The 26698-nt window shown below is 27.6% G+C and carries 25 protein-coding genes; 1 reads left to right on the forward strand and 24 read right to left on the reverse strand.

Annotated elements, in window-relative coordinates; genetic code table 11:
* Positions 1–97: 97 nt before the first annotated feature.
* The 5 genes from NG904_RS04365 to NG904_RS04390 all read right to left on the reverse strand — a co-directional run bounded on the left by NG904_RS04365 (position 98) and on the right by NG904_RS04390 (position 4738).
* The gene (locus NG904_RS04365) at positions 98–658 is read right to left on the reverse strand and encodes a glycerol-3-phosphate responsive antiterminator (protein ID WP_252230093.1); all 561 of its coding nucleotides are present in this window, start codon (positions 656–658) and stop codon (positions 98–100) included.
* 365 nt (positions 659–1023) lie between these two features.
* Complete coding sequence (locus NG904_RS04370; RefSeq protein WP_252225562.1) at positions 1024–2325, reverse strand: homoserine dehydrogenase; 1302 nt, start codon at positions 2323–2325, stop codon at positions 1024–1026.
* Positions 2326–2665: 340 nt separating this feature from the next.
* Entirely contained in the window at positions 2666–3421 is a 756-nt protein-coding gene (locus NG904_RS17455) for a metalloregulator ArsR/SmtB family transcription factor (protein ID WP_353846046.1), read from the reverse strand.
* A gap of 130 nt (positions 3422–3551) precedes the next feature.
* Positions 3552–3872, reverse strand: coding sequence for a rhodanese-like domain-containing protein (locus tag NG904_RS04385; protein WP_252230095.1), 321 nt, complete (start codon positions 3870–3872; stop codon positions 3552–3554).
* A gap of 167 nt (positions 3873–4039) precedes the next feature.
* Positions 4040–4738: a DUF554 domain-containing protein gene (locus tag NG904_RS04390; RefSeq protein ID WP_252230097.1), complete on the reverse strand. Its 699-nt coding sequence runs from the start codon at positions 4736–4738 to the stop codon at positions 4040–4042.
* Between the two features lie 182 nt (positions 4739–4920).
* Here NG904_RS04390 and NG904_RS04395 point away from each other — a divergent pair, with 182 nt between their 5' ends.
* Positions 4921–5847 (forward strand): phosphatase domain-containing putative toxin, encoded by a 927-nt coding sequence (locus NG904_RS04395; RefSeq protein WP_252230099.1) that lies wholly within the window; start codon positions 4921–4923, stop codon positions 5845–5847.
* Between the two features lie 78 nt (positions 5848–5925).
* On the opposite strand, the gene NG904_RS04400 is transcribed toward NG904_RS04395, so the two are convergent.
* From NG904_RS04400 to NG904_RS04490, 19 genes are all read right to left on the reverse strand, one after another.
* Entirely contained in the window at positions 5926–6879 is a 954-nt protein-coding gene (locus NG904_RS04400) for a hypothetical protein (RefSeq protein ID WP_252230101.1), read from the reverse strand.
* A gap of 9 nt (positions 6880–6888) precedes the next feature.
* On the reverse strand, positions 6889–8262 hold the full coding sequence (locus NG904_RS04405; RefSeq protein ID WP_353846047.1) for an MBOAT family O-acyltransferase: 1374 nt from the start codon (positions 8260–8262) through the stop codon (positions 6889–6891).
* A gap of 277 nt (positions 8263–8539) precedes the next feature.
* Positions 8540–10339 (reverse strand): aspartate--tRNA ligase, encoded by a 1800-nt coding sequence (gene aspS / locus NG904_RS04410; protein WP_252230105.1) that lies wholly within the window; start codon positions 10337–10339, stop codon positions 8540–8542.
* A 225-nt stretch (positions 10340–10564) separates the two neighbouring features.
* On the reverse strand, positions 10565–11818 hold the full coding sequence (gene hisS / locus NG904_RS04415) for a histidine--tRNA ligase (protein WP_252212486.1): 1254 nt from the start codon (positions 11816–11818) through the stop codon (positions 10565–10567).
* A 40-nt stretch (positions 11819–11858) separates the two neighbouring features.
* Positions 11859–13280, reverse strand: a complete 1422-nt coding sequence (locus NG904_RS04420) for a coproporphyrinogen III oxidase (protein ID WP_252230107.1) — start codon at positions 13278–13280, stop codon at positions 11859–11861.
* A gap of 9 nt (positions 13281–13289) precedes the next feature.
* The gene (locus tag NG904_RS04425; protein WP_252212488.1) at positions 13290–13892 is read right to left on the reverse strand and encodes an MBL fold metallo-hydrolase; all 603 of its coding nucleotides are present in this window, start codon (positions 13890–13892) and stop codon (positions 13290–13292) included.
* A gap of 30 nt (positions 13893–13922) precedes the next feature.
* Positions 13923–14372, reverse strand: a complete 450-nt coding sequence (gene dtd, locus NG904_RS04430; protein WP_252212489.1) for a D-aminoacyl-tRNA deacylase — start codon at positions 14370–14372, stop codon at positions 13923–13925.
* Between the two features lie 11 nt (positions 14373–14383).
* A complete protein-coding gene (locus tag NG904_RS04435; RefSeq protein WP_252212490.1) occupies positions 14384–16570 on the reverse strand; it encodes a RelA/SpoT family protein in 2187 nt (728 codons plus the stop codon).
* A 106-nt stretch (positions 16571–16676) separates the two neighbouring features.
* Positions 16677–17195: an adenine phosphoribosyltransferase gene (locus NG904_RS04440; RefSeq protein ID WP_252230109.1), complete on the reverse strand. Its 519-nt coding sequence runs from the start codon at positions 17193–17195 to the stop codon at positions 16677–16679.
* Positions 17196–17235: 40 nt separating this feature from the next.
* The gene (locus NG904_RS04445; protein WP_252230111.1) at positions 17236–18099 is read right to left on the reverse strand and encodes a DHH family phosphoesterase; all 864 of its coding nucleotides are present in this window, start codon (positions 18097–18099) and stop codon (positions 17236–17238) included.
* A 314-nt stretch (positions 18100–18413) separates the two neighbouring features.
* A complete protein-coding gene (gene secF, locus NG904_RS04450; protein ID WP_252230113.1) occupies positions 18414–19304 on the reverse strand; it encodes a protein translocase subunit SecF in 891 nt (296 codons plus the stop codon).
* Entirely contained in the window at positions 19297–20553 is a 1257-nt protein-coding gene (gene secD, locus NG904_RS04455; RefSeq protein ID WP_252230115.1) for a protein translocase subunit SecD, read from the reverse strand. The genes secF and secD overlap by 8 nt, the downstream gene beginning before the upstream one ends.
* 235 nt (positions 20554–20788) lie before the next feature.
* Positions 20789–21163, reverse strand: a complete 375-nt coding sequence (locus NG904_RS04460) for a TIGR04086 family membrane protein (protein WP_252230117.1) — start codon at positions 21161–21163, stop codon at positions 20789–20791.
* 61 nt (positions 21164–21224) lie between these two features.
* Entirely contained in the window at positions 21225–21500 is a 276-nt protein-coding gene (gene yajC / locus NG904_RS04465; RefSeq protein WP_252212496.1) for a preprotein translocase subunit YajC, read from the reverse strand.
* A 107-nt stretch (positions 21501–21607) separates the two neighbouring features.
* Positions 21608–22747 (reverse strand): tRNA guanosine(34) transglycosylase Tgt, encoded by a 1140-nt coding sequence (tgt, locus tag NG904_RS04470; protein ID WP_252212497.1) that lies wholly within the window; start codon positions 22745–22747, stop codon positions 21608–21610.
* Positions 22748–22890: 143 nt separating this feature from the next.
* A complete protein-coding gene (gene queA / locus NG904_RS04475) occupies positions 22891–23916 on the reverse strand; it encodes a tRNA preQ1(34) S-adenosylmethionine ribosyltransferase-isomerase QueA (RefSeq protein ID WP_252212498.1) in 1026 nt (341 codons plus the stop codon).
* A gap of 18 nt (positions 23917–23934) precedes the next feature.
* Positions 23935–24969 carry a Holliday junction branch migration DNA helicase RuvB gene (gene ruvB, locus NG904_RS04480; RefSeq protein ID WP_252212499.1) on the reverse strand — a complete coding sequence of 345 codons (1035 nt, stop codon included), beginning with the start codon at positions 24967–24969 and terminating at the stop codon, positions 23935–23937.
* Between the two features lie 35 nt (positions 24970–25004).
* Positions 25005–25601 carry a Holliday junction branch migration protein RuvA gene (gene ruvA, locus NG904_RS04485; RefSeq protein WP_252230119.1) on the reverse strand — a complete coding sequence of 199 codons (597 nt, stop codon included), beginning with the start codon at positions 25599–25601 and terminating at the stop codon, positions 25005–25007.
* 411 nt (positions 25602–26012) lie between these two features.
* Positions 26013–26594, reverse strand: coding sequence for a hypothetical protein (locus tag NG904_RS04490; protein ID WP_252212501.1), 582 nt, complete (start codon positions 26592–26594; stop codon positions 26013–26015).
* Positions 26595–26698: the final 104 nt, after the last annotated feature.

Here is a 26698-nt window from a genome sequence, read left to right on the forward strand (position 1 = left end):
AATTCACCAATCCTCTCATCATAAATAAATAAATTTTATAAATAAAGCCAAATAAAACTTTTTTGCTTTATAAGACTATACTAACTAAATCTAAAGCCTACATATTCCATATTTTATTTTTAGTTGTTGAGACACATGTTGCACCTGAACTTAGTGCTAACATAACATCCTCTTTAGTTTCAATCAGACCACCTGCAACAACTGGTTTATTTGATTTTTTTGATATAATTTCTATAACTTTTGGAATAACTCCTGGTAACACTTCTAATGCATCGCAATCTACTACTAAATGATTTTCTGCATTTTTTAATGATAACGTATCAAATATAAATACTCTTTGTATTGCTACTAACCCATAATTTTTTGCTATCTTTACTATTTGAGGTTTTGTACTAATAATTCCTTTAAATTTAGTTTCTTGTTTTAAGAATTTTATAACAACTTCTTTATTCGTAAAACCTTCTACTAAATCAATGTGAATCACGCCTACTTTACCTTTGGAAACTATTAATTCACTAATTTCTTTAATGTTCATTACGTCTCCAAATAGTACAAAAATTATTTCAGCTGAGGATTCTAATGCTACGTCTAATTGTTTCATATCTTTTACTGCTGCTATTATTGGATTTTCTTCTAGTAATTCTTTAATATTATTCATTGTGCACCCTCTATACAAACGTTTTCTTTTGATGTTTTTATTATTACACACTTGTATAATCTTGTCAACATTGTTATTTTTTTAACTTTATTAATATGACTCGTTATATATCTATTCTTATGCTTATTTACTCTCCTTTATTAATAATTTGTTAATTAATAAATTATTTTTTAAGGAAATTTAGCTTTAAAATTTATAATAAGTATTATTTTTATCATTCTTTTATTTATATGTTCTTAAAACATGACCTTTATTTTAAAATAAAAAACCAGTCATATAATAAACTACTCCCTTTATAAAGAAAACAGTTTTATTATTTTAACTGTCTACTATAAAGAGAGCATATCATAAAATTGTTTTTTAATCTACTCTTTAAAATCTTCTATTCTTATTATATTGTCTATTTTATTTACAGAACTTAAATTAGATATTTCATTGCAAGAGCTATATATTTGAGCTTGAGTTGTCTTATGTGTAACTAAAACTATTGTTACTTGACCCTCTTCATTTTCCTCACCTTTTTGAATAACTGATCTTAAACTAACATTATGTTTTCCTAAAATAGCAGTTATTTCACCTAAGACTCCTGATTCATCTAATACAGTTGCTCTAATATAAAACTTACTTTCAACATCTTTTATATCTGATATTTCTCTATCCCATAAATTATTTTTTACTACTGAATTATAATTTTCTAAATCAACATTACTTCTAAGCATAGAAATAACATCACTAACTACAGCACTACCTGTTGGTAAATCTCCTGCTCCTCTACCATAAAACATTAAATCACCAACTGCATTTCCCTTTACAAACACAGCATTAAATGAATCATATACATTAGCTAGTGGATGTTTTTTAGGTATCATAGTTGGATGAACTCTTAATTCAAGTTTTCCCTTAACTTCTTTTACAATTGCGAGCAATTTAATAACCATTTTAAATTCTTTTGCATATTCCATATCTATAGGATTTATATTAGTTATTCCTTCTCTATAAACATTATCTACGTCAACCTTTGTTCCAAATGCCAATGATGAAAGTATTGCTAATTTATATTGAGCATCATAACCATCTATATCAGATGTAGGATCTGCTTCTGCATAACCTTTTTCTTGTGCTTCTTTTAAAGCTTCGTCAAATTCTAATCCATCACATTCCATTTTAGTTAAAATATAATTTGTAGTACCATTTATAATTCCATATAATTCTTTTATTTTATTTGCAGTCAAACTTTCATCTATTCCATTTATTATTGGAATTCCTCCTGCCACACTTGCTTCATATTTAAACATAACATTATTGCTATCAGCTTTTTCAAAAAGTTCATCTCCATGTGTTGCAATTAACATTTTATTTGCTGTTACAATATGTTTTCCTGCATTCATGCACTTTATCATATATTCCTTAGCTGGATCTATTCCTCCCATAATTTCAATAACTATTTTGATAGAATTATCATTTAATATTTCATCAAAACTTGTAGTTATAAGTTCTTCTGAAACTTCCACTCCTCTTGCTTTGCTTTTATCTCTTACAAGAATCTTAGCAATTTCAACTTCATAACCTGAACGTTTCATTATTTCTTCTTTATTAGAATTTAAAATCATACAAACACCACGACCAACATTCCCCAATCCTAGTAGCGCTATTCTAACTTTTTTCATTTTTATTCCCCCTTATTGCATATAATTGCTAATAATACTATTCTCTTTCATTATATTATAATGTTTCTGTGTAACTTTTACCATATGATTTTTATTTTTTATATTATTAGGAAAAGCATACGGTTTAATATACAACTTACTTAATTTGCATAAATATAATTTAGCACTTTATATGAAGTTAATAAATTATAACAGACAAAAAGAGTATTGATAATCCTATTTATCAATACTCCTTTTGTTATGAGTTAATCTGTAAATAAACTCTTGTCGTTTAAACTCTGCCAAGCTTTTCTTGTGCACATGTCAACATTGTACTGAAGCAAATCATTTTTTAGTATTATTAATGACCACATCCATCATGGCTACATGTATGATTAGATGAGAATTCTGTTAATTCACCTTTTTTATATGCTTCTAAGTTTTTGTTAACATTTCCTTCTATTGCTTTAAAAACTTTAATTCCCATAGAATTAAGTTTTGTAATAGCACCACTTCCTATTCCACCTACTATTACCGCATCTACAATTTCACCTGATAATGCTTTTATTGGTTGGCATTTCCCATGTTCATGACCTAAATCACCATTGTTTAATGATTTAACTTCATTAGTTTCAGTATCACATATTATAAATAATGGTGCTGTTCCAAAGTGATTATATGGAATACTATTTACACCTTCATTTGATTTTACTGGAAAACATACTTTCATTGTCAATTCCTCCTTAATTAATCCTTTTTTAGAACATTTTTTGTTTTTGCAATTTGATAAACACATAAGAGATCCTACTTTATAATTCTTATCTTTAGAATTTAAGCTTAATGATATATTATCGCTATTAGTTATTAAATTTAAAAACTTAATAGCATCATTTATTTTCTCTTCATTTAAATCATAAATAATATAATATCCTATTTTATATCCTATTATAAGTTGCGATTCTTTCAATATCTTTATATGTTGAGAGACAGCTGCTTCACTTATTTTTAAGTGCTTTGCAATCTCTTTTGCGCACATATTTTTTTTAGATAATAATATTAATATATTTACTCTTGTTTCATCAGCTATTGCTTTAAATAAATTTATAAAACTATTCATAAAGACCTCTTATATAATCTAATTAAGTATTTTCTTAATTAGATTATAATCCTATTGTAAATATTTTTCAAGTAATAAATAAAATAAGTTACCTCAATATTAAAAATTGAGATAACTTATTATTTAATAGCTAATCATTTAATTGATCTCCATCATAAGATATCATTCCACCATAAACATTTATAACATCAAATCCTTTTTCTCTTAGATCAATACATACGCTAGCTGTTCTTGCTCCCGATCTACATATCAAATAATATTTCTTGTTTTTATCTAAGTAATTATCTGCATTATCCAATAAATCATGCATTGGTATGTTTTTAGACGTCTTAATACTTCCTACTCTATATTCAAAAGGCTCTCTTATGTCTATCAATTCTATCTTTCCTAATAATTCATCTATTTCACTTACATCTATAGTCGTTATTTTCTTATTAGTATTTTCATTCATTAAATCTAATCCTCCTTAGTATTTTGCTATGTTTAAAATATCATTGATATTATATATCAATATTCACTTAAAACAAAGCTAAGTATCTAAGTAACTCTAAATATTTACAATTAAGTTACCTAATAAAAATTATTATTACTTAGTAGTAATAATAATAATATGTAATCTCAAAAAATTCCAAATATTATTGGTATAAATATAGCTGGGATCATGTTTGCAACTTTAATTTTGCTTACCCCAAGTATATTTAATGCTAATCCAATAATTAAAATACTCCCAACAGAGGACATATTGGATATAATCACATCATTTAATATTGCAGAAAGACTGTTTGCTAATACAGTTATTATTCCCTGATAAATAAAAACTACTACTGAAGATAACATTACACCTATACCTAATGATGAACTAAAAATAATTGATGATACTCCATCTAATACTGATTTAGCAAATAAAATTGTATGATCACCTCTCAAACCACTTTCCAAAGATCCAACTATAGCCATAGCGCCAACACAAAATAATAAACTTGCTGCAACAAATCCTTCTGCAATAGAAACTTCATTTTTAGTTTTTTTTTCATCTACATTTTTATAATTTAATCTATTTGCCATAATTTCTCCCAAATAATTCAATCGTTTGTCAATGTCAATAATTTCTCCTATAAGTGAGCCTATAGCAATACAAAGAATTATTTGTAAAGTATCTTCACCTTTTAAAGCTCCTGATATTCCGATATAAAGTGCACATAAAGCCAACCCATTCATTATTGTAGAACTAATTTTTTCAGTTAATTTTCCTTTTAGAAGTAATCCTATTAAACATCCACATATTATAGATATGGAATCTACTATAGTCCCAAACATATCCCTTCTCCCCTTACATTTTTTATAATTTATTCAAGTATTATACCATAAAATTGTATTTTAATCTTAAATTCACATTTGTATGTTTAACTACAATTACTAATCTTTTGAATATAAATTGTTTTTATTAGACATATTAAGCATATGTAATAAATTTAATTAACACAATGAGGTGATTTTTAATGTACAAAAAAGCAAAACTCAAATTATATATTCCACTGCTATTATTAATTACTATTTTTTCTTCATTCTTTTTAAACTTTAATATAGCTTTAGCATTTAATGAACCAAATAACAAAAGTGATGTAAATCTTATAGTTGACAGTTTAAAAAAAGATAAAATTCCCAATAATTTTAGAACTACTTCTAATCTAACAAATATACAAAACAAATCTTCTTTAAATTTAAAGGGATTAGAAACTTTAAATACATCCGGAAGTCAACAATTTTCTAAAGATAATTTAGATATTTTAACAAAATCTATAGAAAGTAAACTTCCTATATTAATTATTGATTTAAGACAAGAATCTCACGGATTTCTAAATGAATATCCCATTAGTTTTGCAAATGAGAAGAACGATTCTAACTTAGGTCTTAGCAAAGCAGCAGTTACATTTAAAGAAAAGAAAGATTTAAAAAGTATAAAATTAAATACTCCATTTAACTTTTATAATCATCCAGAAATAAGCGTAATTCCAAAAGAAGTTTTATCTGAAAAACAAATTACAAAAGCTCATTCTTTGAATTATTCAAGAGTTCCAGTAACAGATACAAAGCTACCTACAAATGAGATAATCGACTGTTTTATAAATATTGTAAAGGAATGTTCAAAAGATAATTGGATACATTTTCATTGCAAAGAAGGATTTGGTAGAACAACCACTTTTATGATTATGTACGATATGATGAAAAATTATAAAAATGCTACTTCTGATGAAATTGTAAAAAGACAATTGGCTTTAGCTAGTTTTAATGAAAAAGAAATATCTGAATTTTCATCAAATGACCGAGTTAATTTTTTAAATAAATTCTTCAATTATTGTAAAGATACTAATGGAAACTTTGATACAACTTGGAGTTCTTGGTTGAATAACTCTCAAAAGCATTGATAAATTAATTAATATACTTTAATAGAGATATTAGCAATTTAAAAATCTTTCTAATATCTCTATTTATTATCTATACTCTTATAATTTATAATTTTCTTTTAAAAATTTTGCTAAATCTAAACTCACTTTATCAGCTCCCCATATATTGGTATGACCTATGTTATTCATATCTTCTTTAAAATCAAAATTAATTTCACTCATTTTTTTTGACAAAGAATAATTTATAAATGGTATATTATTTTCTTTACTTATAATAGATACTTTATTAAACATAGCAGCATCATCTTTGTACCAGCCTTCAAAATCATTGCTTGAATAATCATAAGGAGCATTTGTAAATATAAGCTCAAATTCTTTTTCTTTTGATAGTTCAATGAATTTATATAAATATTCTTTAGATTTAGCTGGTATTTCTCCTATTATATCATTTTCTTGTATACCTTCTATACCATATCCATACTTTTCACTTCCTGCCTCAAACCCATTTATATCAGAGTTGCCTGATATATTATACTTTGTATAATCGTACTCTGTTAATTCTCCCCATCTATTGTGATACTTAAAAATAGGAAATATATATGATATATAGTCTTTAGATGGTGTACAATTAAAAATCGCTTCTAACTTGTTATAAGAAAATTTCATATTATCCAAAACATTTCTAATATATGATTCTTCTCCATATTCATTTTCTAAGCCTAAATAATATAAGTCTAGTATTACTATATCAACATTTTTTTGTGTCTTTAATGCTTCTTTTAATAAATAATAAGTAACGTCTATGGGTTGCCCTCCAGTGGCATAATTAAAACTAGTTATACCACATTCATTATATAAAACTTTAGGATCTATAGATCCATTCATATGACTAGATCCAAGTAATAATACCTTATACTGTTTCTCTTTATTATACAATCCTTCAGTTAATTTTTCTAAATGCCCTGGATATTTAAATATTGGAGATAATATATTTAATATAAAAGCAATTATAAAAATCAGTGTAAATCCTTTTATTAAAAACTTTTTAATCATATTAACCTCCTAAAATTGAAAATATATAAATTGCTGTGCACTATAACCTGAACCATAAACCCCGAATATGCAAATCATTATAATTACAGAAATGTACATAGCCCTTCTAAAAACAAAATTTTGCGTAGAAAAAATTTCTATTAAATTCTCTTTTTCTTGTAAATTATCCATAAATATCACTATAACTATTCCTATAATAGCCATAATAAACTCATATGAACTTAATCCTAAATTATATAAACTTTGATCACTTAATACCCAAGGATTATATACAAATAAGTTATTTAATATTATCTTTATATCACTAAAAGAATTAGCTCTAAAAAATATCCATGCAAAATTAACCAGTATAAAGGTAATTAATATTTGTGATAATTTAAAGCTGAATATATCTGTTCTTATATTATATTTATGTATTATTTTATTTTTTATAGGCTTAATTATGTCACCTATAACTTGATAAATACCATGTAGTGTACCCCATATTACAAAATTCAGTGATGCTCCATGCCATAATCCGCTTGCTAAAAACACACTCATAATATTTAAATATGTTCTAAATTTACCTTTTCTATTCCCACCTAATGGTATATATAAATAATCTCTAAACCATGAACTTAAAGTTATATGCCACCTTTTCCAAAAGTCTTTTATAGATTTTGCTAAATATGGTTGCTTAAAATTTTCTGAAAGTTCAAATCCCATTACTTGCGCTGATCCTATTGCTATATCAGAATAAGATGAAAAATCACAGTATATTTCAAAAGTAAAAAATAAAGTTGCAATTATAAATTGAAATCCGAAATACTCATTTGGTGCATTATAAACCGTATTAACTAAAATAGCCAATCTATCTGCAATAAATATTTTCTTAAAAAATCCCCATAGCATTTTTATAAGACCATTTTTTACTCTGTAGTAATCAAATTCATACTCTTCGTTAAACTGTGGAAGTAATTTTTTAGATTTCTCTATAGGACCTGCCACTAACTGTGGAAAAAACGATACAAACAACGCATATTTACCTAGATTTTTTTCTGCTTTAATATCCCCTCTATATACATCTACTGTATAACTTAAAGCTTGAAAAGTATAAAAAGATATTCCAACAGGTAAGAGTACATCAAAATCCGGAAATTTAATTATAAAATCAATAGTTGTTCCTAATCTAACTATAATGTTTGTAAAAAAATTATAATATTTAAATAAAAATAGTATTCCTAGGTTAATAACAAAACTTAATATAATCCACAACTTTTTTATATCTTTAGCTTTTTTTACATCTTTTACTGTATTATTTGTTCTTTCAATTAATATTCCACTTAAATATGTAACTATAGTTGATAATCCTATTAAAATTGCATATTTAGGATTCCAACACATGTAAAAATAATAACTAGAAAATAATAACCATATCCATCTTATCTTAAATGGAATAAGAAAATATAACATAGTTACTATAGGAAAAAACACTAAAAAGTGTATTGAATTAAATGACATATTCTATATCCCTCGCTTTATTAATCTCTATATATTATTATTTTTTCCTTAATACTAGCTTAATAAACAAAGTTTTTGAATTATATTTGCAATAAAAAAGCCTATCATAATAATTATTTTTATTATGATAGACTTTTGTTTTTTATTATTTTAAATTTTATTATTCTTGTTCTTGTTTTTCTTGTTTTGGAAGTATTCCAATTCCAAGCTCAGTTAATTGTTTTTCATCAGCTATATTTGGAGCTTCACTTAAGTAGCAATATGCATTTTGATTTTTAGGGAATGCAATAACATCTTTGATATTTTCTGTTCCAGCTAAGAACATTATCATTCTGTCAAGACCAAATGCTAAACCGCCATGTGGTGGTGGACCAAATTTAAATGCTTGTAATAAGAATCCAAATCTTTCCCATGCTTGTTCTTCAGTAAATCCTAATGCTTTAAACATTCTTTGTTGAAGTTCCATATCATGAATTCTTATAGAACCTCCACCTAATTCTTCACCATTTAATACTAAGTCATATGCCTTAGATCTTACTTTACCAGGAGCTGATTCAAGAAACTCTAAATCTTCTTCCATTGGTGCTGTAAATGGATGATGGCAAGCTGTATATCTTTCTTCTTCTTCACTATATTCAAATAGTGGGAATTCAGTAATCCATGTGAAATTAAATTCATTTTTATCTTTTATTAACTCAAATTGTTTAGCAAGCTCTAGTCTTAAAGCTCCTAAGCTTTGGAATACTACTGATTCTTTATCTGCTACTATTAAAATAGCATCTCCAGTTTCTGCTCCCATAGTTTCTATAATTGAATTTGTAACATCATCAGTTAAGAATTTAGCTATTGAAGATTTAACACCATCTTCTTTAAGTTGGATCCAAGCAAGACCCTTAGCTTTATAAGTCTTAACAAATTCTCCAAGCTTATCAAGTGGTTTTCTACCTAGTGTAGCTCCACCCTTTAAGCATAATGCTCTAACACTTCCACCAGCTTCTATCGCAGATTTAAATACAACAAAATCCATATCTTTAACGTCTTCTGTTATATTAGTTATTTCCATACCAAATCTTAAATCCGGTTTATCTGAACCGTATTTTTCCATAGCATCTTTAAATGTCATTCTCTTAATTGGAAGTTTAACATCTACCCCAGCTACTTCTTTAAATACGTGAGCTATTAAGCCTTCATTTAATGCCATTATATCATCTTGTTCTACAAAGCTTAATTCCATATCTACTTGAGTAAATTCTGGTTGTCTATTAGCTCTTAAATCTTCATCTCTAAAACATTTAACTATTTGATAATATTTATCAAATCCAGACACCATTAATAATTGTTTAAATATTTGTGGTGATTGTGGAAGAGCATAAAACATACCTGGATAGTTTCTTGAAGGTACTAAGTAATCTCTAGCTCCTTCTGGAGTACTCTTTGTAAGCATTGGAGTTTCTACATCTAAGAAATCATTTTTTTCTAAGTAATCACGAATAGACTTCGTAGTTTTACTTCTAATTTCAAAGATTCTATGCATATCTGGTCTTCTTAAATCTAAATATCTATATTTTAATCTAATATTTTCAGCTGCATCTAAGTTTTCTTTTATATATATTGGTGGTGTTTCTGATTCAGAAAGAATCTTTAATGATTCACATTTCAATTCAACAAAACCAGTAGGCATGTTTTCATTAACACTTTCTCTTTTTACAACTTCTCCAGTTACTGCAATACAGTATTCTGGTCTAACGCCTTTTGCCTTTTCAAAAGCTTCAACATTTATTTCTTCACCAAAAACAACTTGCATGATACCTGTTTTATCTCTTAAATCAATAAAATCAAGACCTCCAAGTTTTCTATTTCTTTGAACCCATCCCATTAATGTAATCTTTTGACCTACATGTTCTTCTCTAGGTTCGCCGCACATCATCGTACGCTTTAAGCCATTTAAAGCTTCACCCATTTTCATTTCCTCCTAACACTTTTCCAATATACAATACATTAAATATAATTTATATATTGTATATAATCTTTTTGCACATATTTATTTTTGTGCATATATTTGTTATGAATCTAATTAAATATTATATTTAGGCTACATTCTAAGCAACTGAATATATTATAAATATCAAGTAATTTTATGCTTAATTGACACTTATAATATAATCAGAGTTTCAAAACATAGCAATTATTTAACTATTTTTTGTATTTCTTCTATATTATCTAATGAAAGAGTAAATATTTCTCCATCTTCCATTCTCTTTAAATTAATTTGATTATTTTGTAATTCATCTTCACCTAATATAGTAGTGAATTTAGATCCAATTTTATTAGCATATTTCATTTCTGCTTTTATACTTCTTCCCATATGATTAATTTCACATTTAACGCCTAAACTTCTTAAATCATGAGCTAACTTGAATGCATATTTTTTTTCTGCATCTCCTCTTGCTCCAATATATAAATCTACCATATTTTCATTAGGGATCTCAATACCTTCATTTTCAAGAGTCATTATTATTCTTTCTTCACCTATAGCAAAACCTACTGCTGGCATTTCAGGGCCACCAAGTTCTTCTACAAGTTTATCATATCTTCCACCACCACATACTGTGAAATCATCATTTATTATTTCAAAAATTGTCTTTGTATAATAATCTAGACCTCTTACTATGCCTTGATCTACTACATAAGAAATTCCTAAAATATCTAAATGCTCTTTTACTTTATTAAAATGTGTTTCACACTCTTCACATACATAATCTAAAATTTGTGGAGCATTCTTTGTAATTTCATGACATTTTCTTTCCTTACAATCTAAAATTCTCATAGGATTTTTTTCAAATCTACTTTTACATGTGTCGCAAAGATTTTCATAATTTTCTTCTAAGAATTTTTTTAATGCTTCATTATATTTAGCTCTACAAGTTGGACATCCTAAATTATTAATATGTAAACTTAAGCTCTTTAAGCCTAATTTACTTAAAGTGTCCATAGCGACCTTTATTGCTTCAACATCCATTGTAGGTTCTTTAGATCCAAATATTTCAATTCCACATTGATGAAATTGTCTAAGTCTTCCCTTTTGAACATTTTCATATCTGAAAGTTGGTGTTATATAAAATAATTTTGTAGGTTGAGCTTCGTTAAATAATCTATTTTCAATAAAAGCTCTAACTGCTGGTGCAGTTCCTTCTGGCTTTAAAGTTACACTTCTATTTCCTTTATCATTAAAAGTATACATTTCCTTTTGAACTATATCAGTAGTATCTCCAACCCCTCTTAAAAATAGTTCTGTATGCTCAAACATAGGTGTCCTAATTTCTCTTATTCCATAAGCCTTTACTATATCTCTAAATGTATTTTCTACATAATGCCACTTATAAGCATCCTGTGGTAACATGTCTTTAGTACCTTTCGGTGCTTGCATTTCCATTGCCATAATTCATCCTCCTTATTTAAATATAAAATTATTAATTCATCTAATATAGTGTATTTAATAATTTTATCTTCTTATCAATCATTTCATCTACTCTATTAACATATTCTCTAATGTCTTTTAGATTAGCAAATCTTTCAATTCTATCTTCATCTAGAAATATTATTTTACTAACAGCATCTGCTCCTAAAGCAATTACTGTTTGCTTTTCTTCAATCATTTCTATATTGTAGACACATTCTTTGCCCTTTTTAGCATATCCTACATTCTCCATATTTCCAATCATATTTTTTTGTCTGTACATATAATATGGTGAAATATCTAGATGTTTTGCTAAATTCCTACTTTCTTCATACATTTTTATTATCTCTTCTTGTTTCGGAATGTCAAGTCCCTTTTTCAAGATAAAGTTTTCATACATTCTAGAACCTCTTTTTAAACAAAGTCCATGAACGGTAATACTATCAGGATTTAATTTTATTAACTCATCCCTAGTTTTTATTAATTCTTCATGGCCTTCACCTGGTAATCCTATTATTATATCCATGTTAATATCATCAAATCCAAGTTCTCTTGCCATCTTAAACTTTTCTTTTATATCATCTACAGTATGATTTCTACCTATTAATTTTAATGTGTCATCATTCATAGTTTGTGGGTTTATACTTATTCTAGTAACATCATACTCTTTCATTGTTTGCAACTTATCTAAAGTTATCGTATCTGGTCTTCCACATTCAACAGTAAATTCTTTAATGTTTTTTTCTTTAACAAATCCATTATATATCTCTGTCATAACAGATTTGAATTGTTCATCATCTACTGAAGTTGGAGTTCCACCACCAAAATAAACCGTTTCTATTTCTAAATTCTTTTCTTTTACATATGAACTAATACCTTTAATCTCTTTAATTAAAGCCTCTAAATAAGGTTCAACCATTTTTTTATTTCCAACTATAGAATTAGATGTAAATGAACAATATAAACATTTAGTTGGACAAAAAGCCATGCCTATATAAATAGAAATTTTATCTTGTTTCTTATTTACAAACTTCTCTTCTGATTTAGCAACTTCTAAACATATTTTTGCTTTATCTTCATATGCTAAATAATCATTTTTAAATATATCCATGATTTCTTCTTCATTTTTGCCTTCTTGTATTAGCTTTAATGCTATTTTAGATGGTCTAATTCCTATTAAAATTCCCCATGGATATTCATCTTTTGTTATTTCCTTTAAGCAAGAAAAAACGAACCTTCTAAGAGATTGTTTTATATTATCTCCTAAAGATTCTTCTTTTACATATTCCTCATGGGAAAATCTCATGATTTTATCATCAATATAAAAAGAATAATTGTATTCGTCATCTAAAAACTTAATCTCACTTAAAGGAAAATATATATTGAATAATTGGTATACATCATATCTATACTTTAAGTTATTTAAATTAATTTTAATTTCCATATCTTCTCCCTAGTATATTAAAAAACTATTTTTCCTTTTTTCATATCCTATTGTAGACACTGGACCATGTCCTGGATAAACTTCTATATCATCCCCAAGTATTAACAGTTTTTCTTTTATACTCTTTATAATTTCCTCAAAATTGCCGCCTGCAAAATCAGTTCTTCCAATTGAACCTTGGAAAAGTGTATCTCCAGTAAATAATTTATCCTCAATGAAAAAACAAAGTCCACCTTTTGTATGACCTGGTGTTTCAATAACTTTAAATTCTTTATCACCTAATTTTATTGTATCACCTTCTTGCAAGTACCCAGATGCTTTTGGTAATGTGCCAAAAACAAAGTTATCTTTTTCCATATACTCTTCATCTATTTTATTTATATAAAATGGAACTTTAAAAGCTTCACTTAATTCAACTACTCCACCTACATGATCCATATGTCCATGTGTTAATAAAATATACTTTACATCTACCTTTAAAGAATCAATTATACTTTTTAGTCTTTCAGCATCTCCGCCTGGATCAATTATCCCACATTCTTTTGTGTTCTCATCTATTACTAAGTAACAATTTGCTTCATACATTCCTGCTGGAATTGTTTTTATAATCAATATACACACCACCTAAAATAAAAATTTATTTTAAAAGTTTTTACTACTATCTAAAATTATTGTTACAGGGCCATCATTATTGATTTCAACTTTCATATCTGCTCCAAATTCTCCCGTTTCAACTTTTAGATTTGATTCTTTTAAAAGACTAAGAAATTCTTCATAAAGCTCTTTGGCCTCTTCTCCACCTTTAGCTTCCATAAAGTTAGGTCTTCTGCCTTTTCTACAATCTCCATACAATGTAAATTGAGAAATAATTAATAACTCTCCTTTTACATCTAATAAAGATAAATTCATTTTTTCTTTCTCATCTTCAAAAATTCTTAAATTAATAACCTTATCTCTTATGTATTTCAAATCCTCTAATGTATCACTTTTAGATATTCCTATCAATACATTGAGTCCTTTTCCTATTGAACCTACTATATTGCCATCAACTTTAACATTTGATGATGTTACCCTCTGTACTACTGCTCTCATATTACCCTTCCTTAACTATTCATTCTATATACATCTAGTATACCTTTTATACCTTTTATTTTTTTCATAAGATTTTTCAATTCATCAATAGAGGTAATTTTTATCTTTATATTTATAAATGCCACCCCATCTTTTGCTGGATTTGCATTTAATGCACTTAAATTTAATTTTAAATCAGTTATAACACTCATTATATCAGTTAAAATACCCATTTTATCATCTGACTTAACTTGAATTTCCGCAAAATATGCAGTACCTTTAGCTATTCCCCAAGCTACATCTACAACTTTATCTGCATCTGTTTGAATTAGATTTTTTAAATTACTACAATCAGTTCTATGAACTGAGACACCTCTACCTTTAGTTATATATCCAAGTATCTCATCTCCCGGAACCGGATTACAGCACTTAGCAAATCTAACCATAAGATTACTTTCACCTTTTACCGTAATACCATAATTATCAACTGATCTTTTTCTCTCAGTTTTTAATATATGCTCTTCTATTGTTTTACTCAATACATCTTGATTATCTTTATCTTTATGTGGTTCATTTTCTTCCTTCAGTCTTGAAACAAAAGAAGATGGAGAAATTCCTCCAACACCTATTAATACATGTAAATCCTCAATAAAATGAATGTTATATCTTTTAATTAATCTATCATAGCTTTCACCTTTAGCTATATCTATAAAATTAACCCCTTGTTTTTTTAGTTCTTTTTCAAGAAGTTCTTTACCTTTTAATATATTTTCTTCTTTTTTAGCTTTTTTAAACCACTGTTTTATTTTACTTTTTGATTGATTACTTTTAGCAATGTTTAACCAATCCATATTAGGTCCTTTTGAATTAGATGATGTAAGTATCTCAACTATTTCACCAGTTTTTAATGTATAATCAAGTGGAACTATTCTTCCATTTACCTTAGCTCCTACACATTTATGTCCAATATCAGTATGTATTCTATAAGCAAAATCTATTGGAGTTGCTTTTGCACATAGATTTATTACAACACCTTTTGGAGTAAAAACAAAAACTTCATCAGAAAATAAATCTATTTTAAAGCCCTCTATAAATTCTTCTGCATCCGATGTTTCTTTTTGCCATTCTAACATATCTCTAAGCCATACTAACTTTTTCTCAAAATCTTTTACTTTATCTTCTTCATTTTTATCGCCCTCTTTATATTTCCAATGGGCTGCAATTCCGTATTCTGCTGTTTTATGCATTTCAAAAGTTCTTATTTGAATTTCAAAGGTCTTCCCTTGATTTCCAATTACTGTTGTATGTAGTGATTGATACATATTAGGCTTTGGCATAGCTATATAATCTTTAAATCTACCTGGTATTGGCTTATATATTGTATGAACTATTCCCAAAACTCCATAACAATCTTTAACTGAATTCACCAATATTCTAATAGCTGTTAGATCAAAAATTTGTTCTATACTCTTATTTTTATTTATCATTTTTTTATAGATGCTATAAAAATGTTTTGGTCTACCTTCAATATCCGAGTCTATTCCAGATTCATCTAATTTCTCTTTTAAATAGCAAACCACTTCGTTTATGTATGTTTCTCTTTCTACCCTTTTTTCTGCTATTTGCTCTACTAATTGATAATATTCATCTTCATGTAAATATCTAAAAGAGAGATCTTCAAGTTCCCATTTTATTTTAGACATACCAAGTCTATGAGCTAAAGGAGCATAAATATCTAATGTTTCCTTTGCTTTTAATTTTTGTTTTCCTTTTGGCATGAATTTAAGTGTTCTCATATTATGAAGTCTATCTGCTAATTTTATAATTATTACACGTATATCCTTAGCCATAGCAAGTAACATTTTTCTAACATTATCAGCTTGCTGCTCTTCTTTTGTTTTATATTGTATTTTTCCAAGCTTAGTTACTCCATTAACTAAATTTGCTATTTCTTCATTAAAAATAGTTTTCATACTCTCATAAGAACATGTTGTATCTTCAATAACATCATGAAGTAAGCCAGCTGCAATTGTACTTGTATCCATTCCAAGTTCTGCAAGAATTTCTGCTACATCTATTGGATGAATTATATATGGCTCTCCCGATTCCCTTTTTTGCTCCTTATGTGCATCTTCTGCAAAGAAATATGCTTTTTTTATCATTTCTACATCAACATTATGACAATTGGTATGAATCTTTTTCAATAATTTATCAATCATAAGGATAGCTCTCTCCTTTTGCTAAATTTCTGTAAATTCAAAGGCTGGTTATGTAACCAGCCTTTTCTTCTAATTATATATTATTTTATCAGTATTTTCAATAAATTTAAATGTCATATTGAGTTAATGATATTACATCATACTCACCTAATTTATCTCTTCCTTTAAGATCTATTAATTCTATTAAAAATGCAAGTGAAACTACTTCTCCACCAGCTTGTTCAACTAATTTAGCAACACCTTCTACAGTTCCGCCAGTTGCTAATAAATCATCTACAATAGCAACTCTTTGACCTTTTTTAATAGAATCCTTATGAATTTGAAGTGAATCACTACCATATTCCAAATCATACTTAACAGAGATAGTTTCTCCTGGTAATTTACCTGGCTTTCTAACTGGAACAAATCCTGCACCTAATGCATATGCAACTGGAACACCAAATATAAATCCTCTTGCTTCTGGTCCAACAATTAAATCAATATTTTTATCTTTTAAATATTCTACAAACATATCAATTGAAGCTTTTAGTCCTTCACCGTCTCCTATTAATGTAGTTATATCTTTAAAGCTTATTCCTTCTTTAGGAAATCCGTCAATTATTCTTATTTTTTCTTTTAAATCCATGTTTACTCCTCCAAAAATGTTATTTTAGATTCAATAACTTTTATTTTAAAAGCTCATTTTTCTTTGAACTATACAGATATTTAACAATCTGATCTGCCCTATCTTTGTCATCAGTAGTTAACAATTCTAGTACTATTCTTGCATTGTCCATAATTCCAACAGGTCCTATTGTAGGCGTAATAAATTCTATCATGCTATCCATTGCATGACAATCAAACTCCATTATGCTATTAAACTCTATTACTGATCTCAACCCATTATTATTTGTATTAAATAGAAACTTGTTTCCCTCTTTAATAAATACCTCATTTTCCCCTTTTATTGGAGTATCTGTAAATTTTACTCCCATAAGAATTAAATCCAAATATTTATTAATACTTTTCATATTATAATATATAGCTATTGATTGCATTAACTTAAACGTTAAAGCACTTATAGATAAATCCTTATACCTATATTGACAGCCTTTTTGATTTGGATTAATGTATATGTATTCATCTATAAACTTACTCTCTTTATTTTCAAGAACAATTAAATTTATACCTAATTTTTTACATAAATCTATTTCTTCTTGCGATTTTAACCCTAAGCCTAAAGTTATTAACAATTCAGCACCCAAAAAATCCACATTATTCTTTATGTCTTTAGAATTAAGTTTATCTCCACCATTTTCTTCATCATATATCAGATATTCAACATCTGCGTTTAAATACTTTAATACAAGTATTAGAGAAGCAGTGGCACAAATACCATCAACATTCGAAGTACCATAAACAATTATTTTCTTTCTATTATTCACAGCAGAGACTACTCTCTCTAATGCTTTGTTCATACCTTTAAGTATAAATGGGTTATATCCAGTAATATAATTTGGACAATAAATACTTTCCCAGAACTTACGCATTGCTTACTCCTCCATAAAATTAGAAAACATTTATATTATAATGTATAAAACGAATTTTTACAAATATTTTATAAAAAAATTAATAAACCTCCATATTTTTGTCTACGGAGGTTTAGGCACATCCCAAAAATAATATACCGATATTATTGTCTATTTTACGTCATATCTCGTTAGCAAATTCAGCTAATAGATCAGCTCACACTATTAACTGAACTTGCCTCCTTGTCTGACACAAAATATACGATCCATTTTTGGCCTATTATTTTCTTTCATGTGCCTTAAATTAAAAGTCATATTTAATTTTATATAAATGTTTAAACTCTTTGTAGTTTCTTATTATTTGCTTTAATTTTGCCATTTCCAAGTTTATTTTTAAGATAAACCCATACTGGAGAAGCTACAAATATTGAAGAATAAGCACCTGCAACTATTCCTATAATAAGTGGAACAGTAAATTCTCTAACTGTTGGTACAAATATATTCACAGCAATTATTGTAAATAACGTTGTAAGGGTTGTATTTATAGATCTTGTCATAGTTTCTGTTAAGCTTGTATTAGCTATTTCTATTGAATTTGCTCTTCTCATAATCTTAGAATTTTCTCTTATTCTATCAAATATTACTATTGTATCATTCATAGAATAACCTATTATAGTAAGAATTGCTGCAATAAAAGAAGTATTTACTGGTATTCCAAAAATAGCATATACACTTACTGTTATTAATACATCATGTATTGTTGCTATTAAAGCTGCAACACCAAACTTAAATTCAAATCTTATTGCTATATATATAAGCATAACTATACATGCAACAAATAATGCTATCAATGAATTTTTTGTTAATTCCTTACCTATTGAAGCACCTATTTCTTGTTGATTAAGTAGTGCATCATCAGCTAAATCATACTTTTCTTTTAATTCAGTCATTATAGATGATACTTTTTCACTATCTAAATCTCCTGATTTTACTTCATATTGATTATCATTTATTGTATTTGTGACAGCATCTGATGCGTAAGTTTTTATTGTATTATCTACCTCTTGCTTATCTACACCATCTTTTAATTGAATTGTTAATTGAGTACCACCCTTAAAATCTATTCCAAAGTTTAATCCTTTAGTAAACAAAAATCCACATCCAACTAAAATTATAATTAGAGAAATTGAAAGCCATATCTTTGATTTTTCTATTATTTTAAGCATGTTCTTCCCCCCTCTTAACTCCAAAATGAGATAATTTTTTTAGCAATCCTATATCAACTGATAAATTGACAAGTAATTTTGTTACAAATAATGATGTGAATAAACTTACAACTATACCTATCATTAAAGTAACTGCAAAACCTTTAACAGTTCCTGATCCAATGAAATATAAAATTAATCCTGCTAAAATTGTTGTTACATTTGAATCTACTATTGAAGAAAGAGCATTTTCAAATCCTTTTTTTACTGATGTCTTTATTGATATACCTTTTTTCAACTCTTCTTTTATTCTTTCAAAAATAAGCACATTTGCATCAACTGCCATACCTATTGTAAGAAGTAATGCTGCTATTCCTGGGAGTGTTAAAGTTACTCCAATTTCAGAGAATATTAATAATGTAATAGTGATATATAATGTTAACGCTATACTAGCTAATATTCCTGGAACTCTGTAATATAAAATCATAAATAAGAATACTAATCCTATTCCTATTGCTCCTGCCTTTAAAGCATTTGGAAGCGCTGTAGCTCCAAGTTGCGCTCCAACATTTTGTACTGAAGCAGCTTTAACAGTAACAGGTAATGCCCCTGAATTTATTATTCCAGCTAATTTCTTAGCATCTTCTAAACTAGTGCTTCCTGTTATTATTGCACTACCATCTGTAATTTGAGTTTGTACTGTAGGACTAGTTAAAAGCTCATCATCCATATAAACTGAAATTTTTTGTCCTACATATTTTCCTGTTGCTTCAGCAAATGCTTTTTGACCATCGTCATTTAGTTCTAATGATACAACTGGATTTCCATCTTGTTGATTAAGAATTGCTGATGCTTTTTTAACATCTTTACCAGTAAGAATTTCTTCACCTTCTGGACTTTTAAAAACTAAGTTTCCTGATTTACTTAAACTCTCTACAATTTCTTGAGAATCAAAGGCACCTGGAATATCAACCCTTATTCTTCTTTCTCCTTCTGTCGTTACAATAGTTTCAGCTACACCCATCTTATTAACTCTTAAAGAGATGTGCTCTTTTGTACTGTCTAATTGTTCCTTTGTAACTTGATCTTCTTGAATTTCCATTAACACAGAAACTCCACCTTGTAAGTCGAGACCTTTTTTTATAACATCATTAAAAGATTTAATTTCCCATCCGCCTACTACAAATCCTTTAAATCCTGAAAAAGCTAAAAAAAGCGTTACAAGAACCATTACCACGAATAATGCTGAACTTTTTCCTTTTTTCTTCATTTTAATCCCCCTCTGCTAAATAAACAGCTATTATAGTTTTATAAATTAAACTTCACTTAGTTTTTTATTATGTAAAACTACTATTTTAAATATAAGTCTTGGCTAGTAAATTGAAGATACATTTATCCTCATATTAAACCAAAACTTATACTTTTCTCTAAAATTGATTGTTCAATATATTTCCAACCAAAATGATTATATCACATTAAAAATTCTTAATAAAGATTTTTTATATTTATAAATTTATACCTAGCATGCCTGCTAAGAATCCAATCCCCATAGAAATTGCAAATTTAGCTAAATCAAAAATTTTAAATGTTATTGCTCCGCTTATGTAACTTGAAATTATAAATAAAGCCATATAGTATATTATGCCTATTCCAAGTCCTACTAACCATCCTTTAGACTTATTAGCCTTAGCCCCAATTATAGAACCAATAGCTAAACTTATTAATGATATTATTACATACAGCATACTAAATATACTTGGTGTAAATTCCACTATCTTCATAAGTAAAGATAAGACAACTACACCAACAAAACTTAATATTACTGCTCCAATAGAGCCTTTGCAAACAGATCTCAAATAATTATTATTGTTATTTTCCATTTTAAAACAACACCTCCTAATACTTCATTTTATGAAGCATCAAGAGGCATTATGATTGATTTTATTTATTTAACTTATATGATATTCCACTTTTTGAAAGCTTTATTCTAGTTTTTGCTGCACTTGTTTCAATAACTATATTTTCATCATCAATATTTACTATTTTGCCGATGATTCCACCTCTTGTCATAATTTCATCTTTAACTTTCAATTCACTTATCATATTACCATATTGTTTTTTCTTCTTCTTTTCTGGTAAAATAAGTAAGAAATAAAATACAACGAAAACAACCAAAAATGGTAGTACATTCATAAGTATTGCACCTATATTATTCATCTTTTACCTCCATAAATTTATCAATAAAACATAGTATTATTGATTTTTTGTGATTTATTCCATGATAGATAGTTTACATTTTTTTAGATATATTGTCAATTAAACTATTATTTTCTTTCTTCCCATGCTTGTATTTTCTTATTTTTAAATTCCTTGAAGTATCCGCCATCAATGGCATCTCTTACTTCTTGCATTAAGTTATTATAGAAATATAAGTTATGTAATACACATAATCTCATAGCTAACATTTCTTTTGCTTTAAATAGATGTCTTATATATGCTCTTGTATAATGCTTGCATGCTGGACATTGACATCCTTCTTCTATAGGCTTTGCATCTAATTCATGCTTTGCATTCATTAAATTAAGCTTACCTTCGTTAGTATACACATTGCCATGTCTACCATTTCTTGCTGGAAGTACGCAATCAAAGAAATCAACGCCTCTATCAATAGCCTCTAATATATTGCTTGGTGTTCCAACTCCCATCAAATATATAGGTTTATCTTCTGGAAGATATGGTGCAACAGCATCTATAATTCTATACATATCTTCATGGCTCTCTCCAACAGCAAGCCCTCCAATTGCATACCCATCTAAATCCATTTTAACAATTTCTTTAGCATGTGCTATTCTTATGTCTTCATATGTTCCACCTTGATTTATTCCAAATAACATTTGTTCATTATTTATTGTATTTGGAAGTGAATTTAATCTATCCATTTCATTTTTACATCTTTCAAGCCATCTTGTAGTTCTTGCTACTGATCTTTCAACATATTCTCTTGTTGAAGGATTTGGTATACATTCATCAAAAGCCATTGCAATAGTGGATGCTAAATTACTTTGAATTTGCATTGATTCTTCTGGTCCCATGAAGATTTTTCTTCCATCTATATGAGAATTAAAGTAAACACCTTCTTCTTTTATTTTTCTCATAGCTGAAAGTGAAAAAACTTGGAATCCACCTGAATCAGTAAGTATTGGTCTATCCCAATTCATAAATTTGTGTAATCCGCCCAACTTATTAACAACCTTATCTGTAGGTCTTAAATGTAGATGGTATGTATTAGATAATTCAACTTGACATCCAATTTCTTTTAAATCCATACTTGATACTGCACCTTTTATAGCTGCTAATGTACCTACATTCATAAATACTGGGGTTTGTATAGTCCCATGAGGAGTTACAAATTCTCCTCTTCTAGCTTTTCCATCCTTTTTTAATAAAGTATATCTTTTACTCACAAGCGTCACCTCTTAATTATAATTTTTAGAAATCTTCCTTAATAGTATTAGGAAAATTAATTAGAGCTATTTATTTTTTAGCTCTTTATTTATAATTGAGACACTTGACTATGTCACCTCATCAATGTACTCAAAAATTATTATTATTTTATAAACATAGCATCTCCAAAAGAGAAAAATCTATATCTTTCTTTTACAGCTTCTTCATATGCATTCATTACATGTTCTTTTCCTGCTAAAGTTGAAACAAGCATTATTAATGTAGATTCTGGTAAGTGGAAATTAGTTATTAACCTATCAACTACTTTAAATTTATATCCTGGATATATAAAGATATTAGTCCACCCACTTGTTTCTTTTACATTACCATTTTCATCTGCTATTGTTTCTAAAGTTCTAGTAGATGTTGTACCTACTGAAATAACCCTATTGCCTCTTTTTTTAGTTGCATTTATTATTTCAGCATCTTCTTTTGAAAGATGATAATATTCTGAATGCATTTCATGATCTTCTATAGTTTCTACTTTAACTGGTCTAAATGTTCCAAGACCAACATGTAAAGTTACATAAGCAATATTAATACCTTTATCTCTTATTTTCCCTAATAATTCTTCAGTAAAATGAAGACCTGCCGTTGGTGCTGCTGCTGATCCATTTTCTTTAGAATATACTGTTTGATATCTTTCTCTATCTTCTAATCTTTCGTGAATATAAGGTGGTAATGGCATTTCTCCTAAAGAATCTAATACTTCTTCAAATATACCATCATAATAGAATTCTACTATTCTATTTCCATCTTCTTTAACTTCTACTACTTCAGCTTTTAATTTTCCTTCACCAAAAGTAAATCTTTTTCCTACCCTTGCTGATTTTCCTGGCTTAGCTAAGCATTCCCATCTATCTTTTTCTACTCTTTTTAATAGTAAAAATTCTATTTTTCCACCAGTTCCTTCTTTTTCACCAATTAATCTAGCTGGCATTACTCTTGTATTATTTAATACTAAAGTATCACCTTCATTTAAATAATCTATAATGTCATAAAAATTCTTATGAGATATTTCCCCTGTTTCTTTATCCAAAACCATAAGTCTTGAAGTATCTCTTTTTTCTAAAGGATGTTGAGCTATCAATTCCTCTGGTAAATAAAAATCGAAGTCTTTTACGTTCATTGTTATCGCGTCTCCTAACTATTTAAAAAAACTTGTTTGTCCTTTATTTGAATTGTTATTTTTATTATTAACTCTTCCTAAATGTTTATAAGCTTTATCACTTGCAATTCTTCCTCTTGGAGTTCTTACTATAAACCCTTTTTGAAGTAAATAAGGTTCATAAACATCCTCAATCGTACCTAATTCTTCACCTATAAAATAAGATAAAGTTTCTATTCCAACTGGTCCACCATTAAAGTTATCTATAATTGCTTCTAATATTTTATTATCAACCTTATCAAACCCTTGATTATCTACTTCTAGTAATTCTAATGCATCTCTTGCTTCTTTTAAAGAAATTACTTTATTAGATTTTACTTCTGAGTAATCTCTAACTCTTTTTAATAATCTATTAGCTATTCTAGGAGTTCCTCTAGATCTACTTGCAATTTCTAAAGCTCCCTCTTCAGTAATTTTACATCCAAATACAGCCGCACTTCTTATTACAATTTCCTTTAATTGAATTTCATCATAATATTCCATTGCACAAAGTACACCAAATCTATCTCTTAATGGAGATGTTAGCATTCCGATTCTAGTAGTTGCACCTATCAATGTAAATTTTGGTAAATCAAGTCTTATAGATTTAGCAGCCGCACCTTTACCTATAACAATGTCTAATGCATAATCTTCCATAGCAGGATATAAAATTTCTTCAACACTTCTATTTAATCTATGTATTTCATCAATAAATAAAACATCATAATCTTTTAATGTCGTTAATATAGCTGCTAAATCTCCTGCCCTCTCTATTGCTGGACCTGATGTTATTTTTAAATCTCCAGTCATTTCCTTGGCAATAATATTAGCTAAAGTAGTCTTTCCAAGTCCAGGTGGACCATATAAAAGCACATGGTCAAGGGCTTCTTTTCTATTTCTAGCGGCCTTTATAAATATATTTAATCTTTCTTTTACTTTATCTTGACCTATATATTCATTTATTTTTTGAGGTCTTAAGCTAAGTTCAGAATTTCCATCTTCAAACATTTCAGCTGGAGTTACTATTCTTTCCATAAATACACCCCCATTTACATACTAAATACTTTATTTTAACCCATTAACTTAATTAATGCACTTTTTATTATATTTTCAACACTTTCAGATTTATCCACTTCTTTAAGAGCTTTTTCCGCTTCTTTTTCTGTATATCCTAAAGAAATTAACGCACTCAATGCTTCTGAAATAGCAAGTGAATTATCTACAGTTACATCATCAAATTCATCTATACAATTCAATAACTCATCTGGTTTCAACTTATCTTTTAATTCTAGTATAATTCTAGCTGCAGTCTTTTTTCCTATCCCAACACCTCTGCAAAGATGTTTTTCATCACCAGTAATTATTGCATATTTTAAATTATTTAAACGACTTATAGATAATAATGATAAAGCAGCCTTAGCTCCAACACCATTTATACTAAGTAATAGTTTAAACATATCTAATTCTTCTAAAGATTCAAAACCATATAATCCTATAAAGTCTTCTCTTACAATTTGTTCAATATATAATTTTATTTTTTCACCACAGCATGGCATTGAAGACATAGTTGCACCTGAAGTAAATATCTTATATCCTATTCCATTATTTTCAACAACGATATAATCTTTATTTATTCCCATATATTCACCTTTTATATATTCATACATCCAAAACAATCCCCCTATAGTTTAAAAGAACAAAGTGGCTACGCCACCCTTGAATGAACAATTTACAATTGACAATGGACAATTATGGTTGAAAGCCACTGGCTTTCTTAAAAAATATATATTTAGAAATCACGTTGTGATTTCATCCTAAATTGTCAATTGTTCATTGCCAATTCAAAAATGTATCCATAACTTTAGATTTCATCAGCCTTTCAAACTTCAAAATTTTATAATTTCCTATACATGAACAAAATCGCTAAGCGACTGTGACACATCAATATTTTTTGCATTTAAAACCTAACTTATACTTTACCATTTTATAAGAAATCTTTCAATTAAAAATACAACCAAAAAAGTTATACTATTGCTAATATAAATTCAACAATGGCATAACTCTTTAAAACATAAAAATTATGATATTAATTCAGATACACTTTCTTCGGCTTCATCTTTTGTATTGTATTTAAGTTCAAAATTCTTTATTTTAGACTTATCTACATCACGTAAATTTTCTATTGGTTTATTATCTAAAAAAACATCTTCACTATTTTTTATAGATGCATTCCCTTTTTCATCTGTCTGATATATAGCTAAATATCCATCTTTTTCACCAATGTAATATTTATTAGGTTCTAATGCATTTGAAGTATCTCTCTTAAACATAATTTGACTATTGGATGTAAGATCTAGCGCATAACCACTATTTTTTAATATTTTTATTAATTCCTCTTTAGTTAGATCACCATCTATGTTTAACTGTTGTTTTATTTGAGCAACAGTCATATCACTCTCTTTTTTATCGCCAGCAAATAGTGCTACCTTAACACTATCTTCTAGTTTATTTATCTCAGCATCTGTATTAACTTTTTCTTGTGAAGTTTGAAGTAAATTTTTATTATTAACAGATTTATCTACTAAATAATAAGTTAAAGAAAATATAATTGCTAACATTAAAATACATATAACAGATAATTTTTTCTTGTTGTATTTCATATTCATCACTCCTTACTAGGAGCATTGACCAAATTTATCATATTTATTCATATTATTACTATTTTAGTAATTGTTTGGTGCACTTTGCTTATGCACATATAAAC

The organism is Clostridium sp. ZBS15, from assembly GCF_023845705.1.
Classification (GTDB): domain Bacteria; phylum Bacillota; class Clostridia; order Clostridiales; family Clostridiaceae; genus Clostridium; species Clostridium aquiflavi.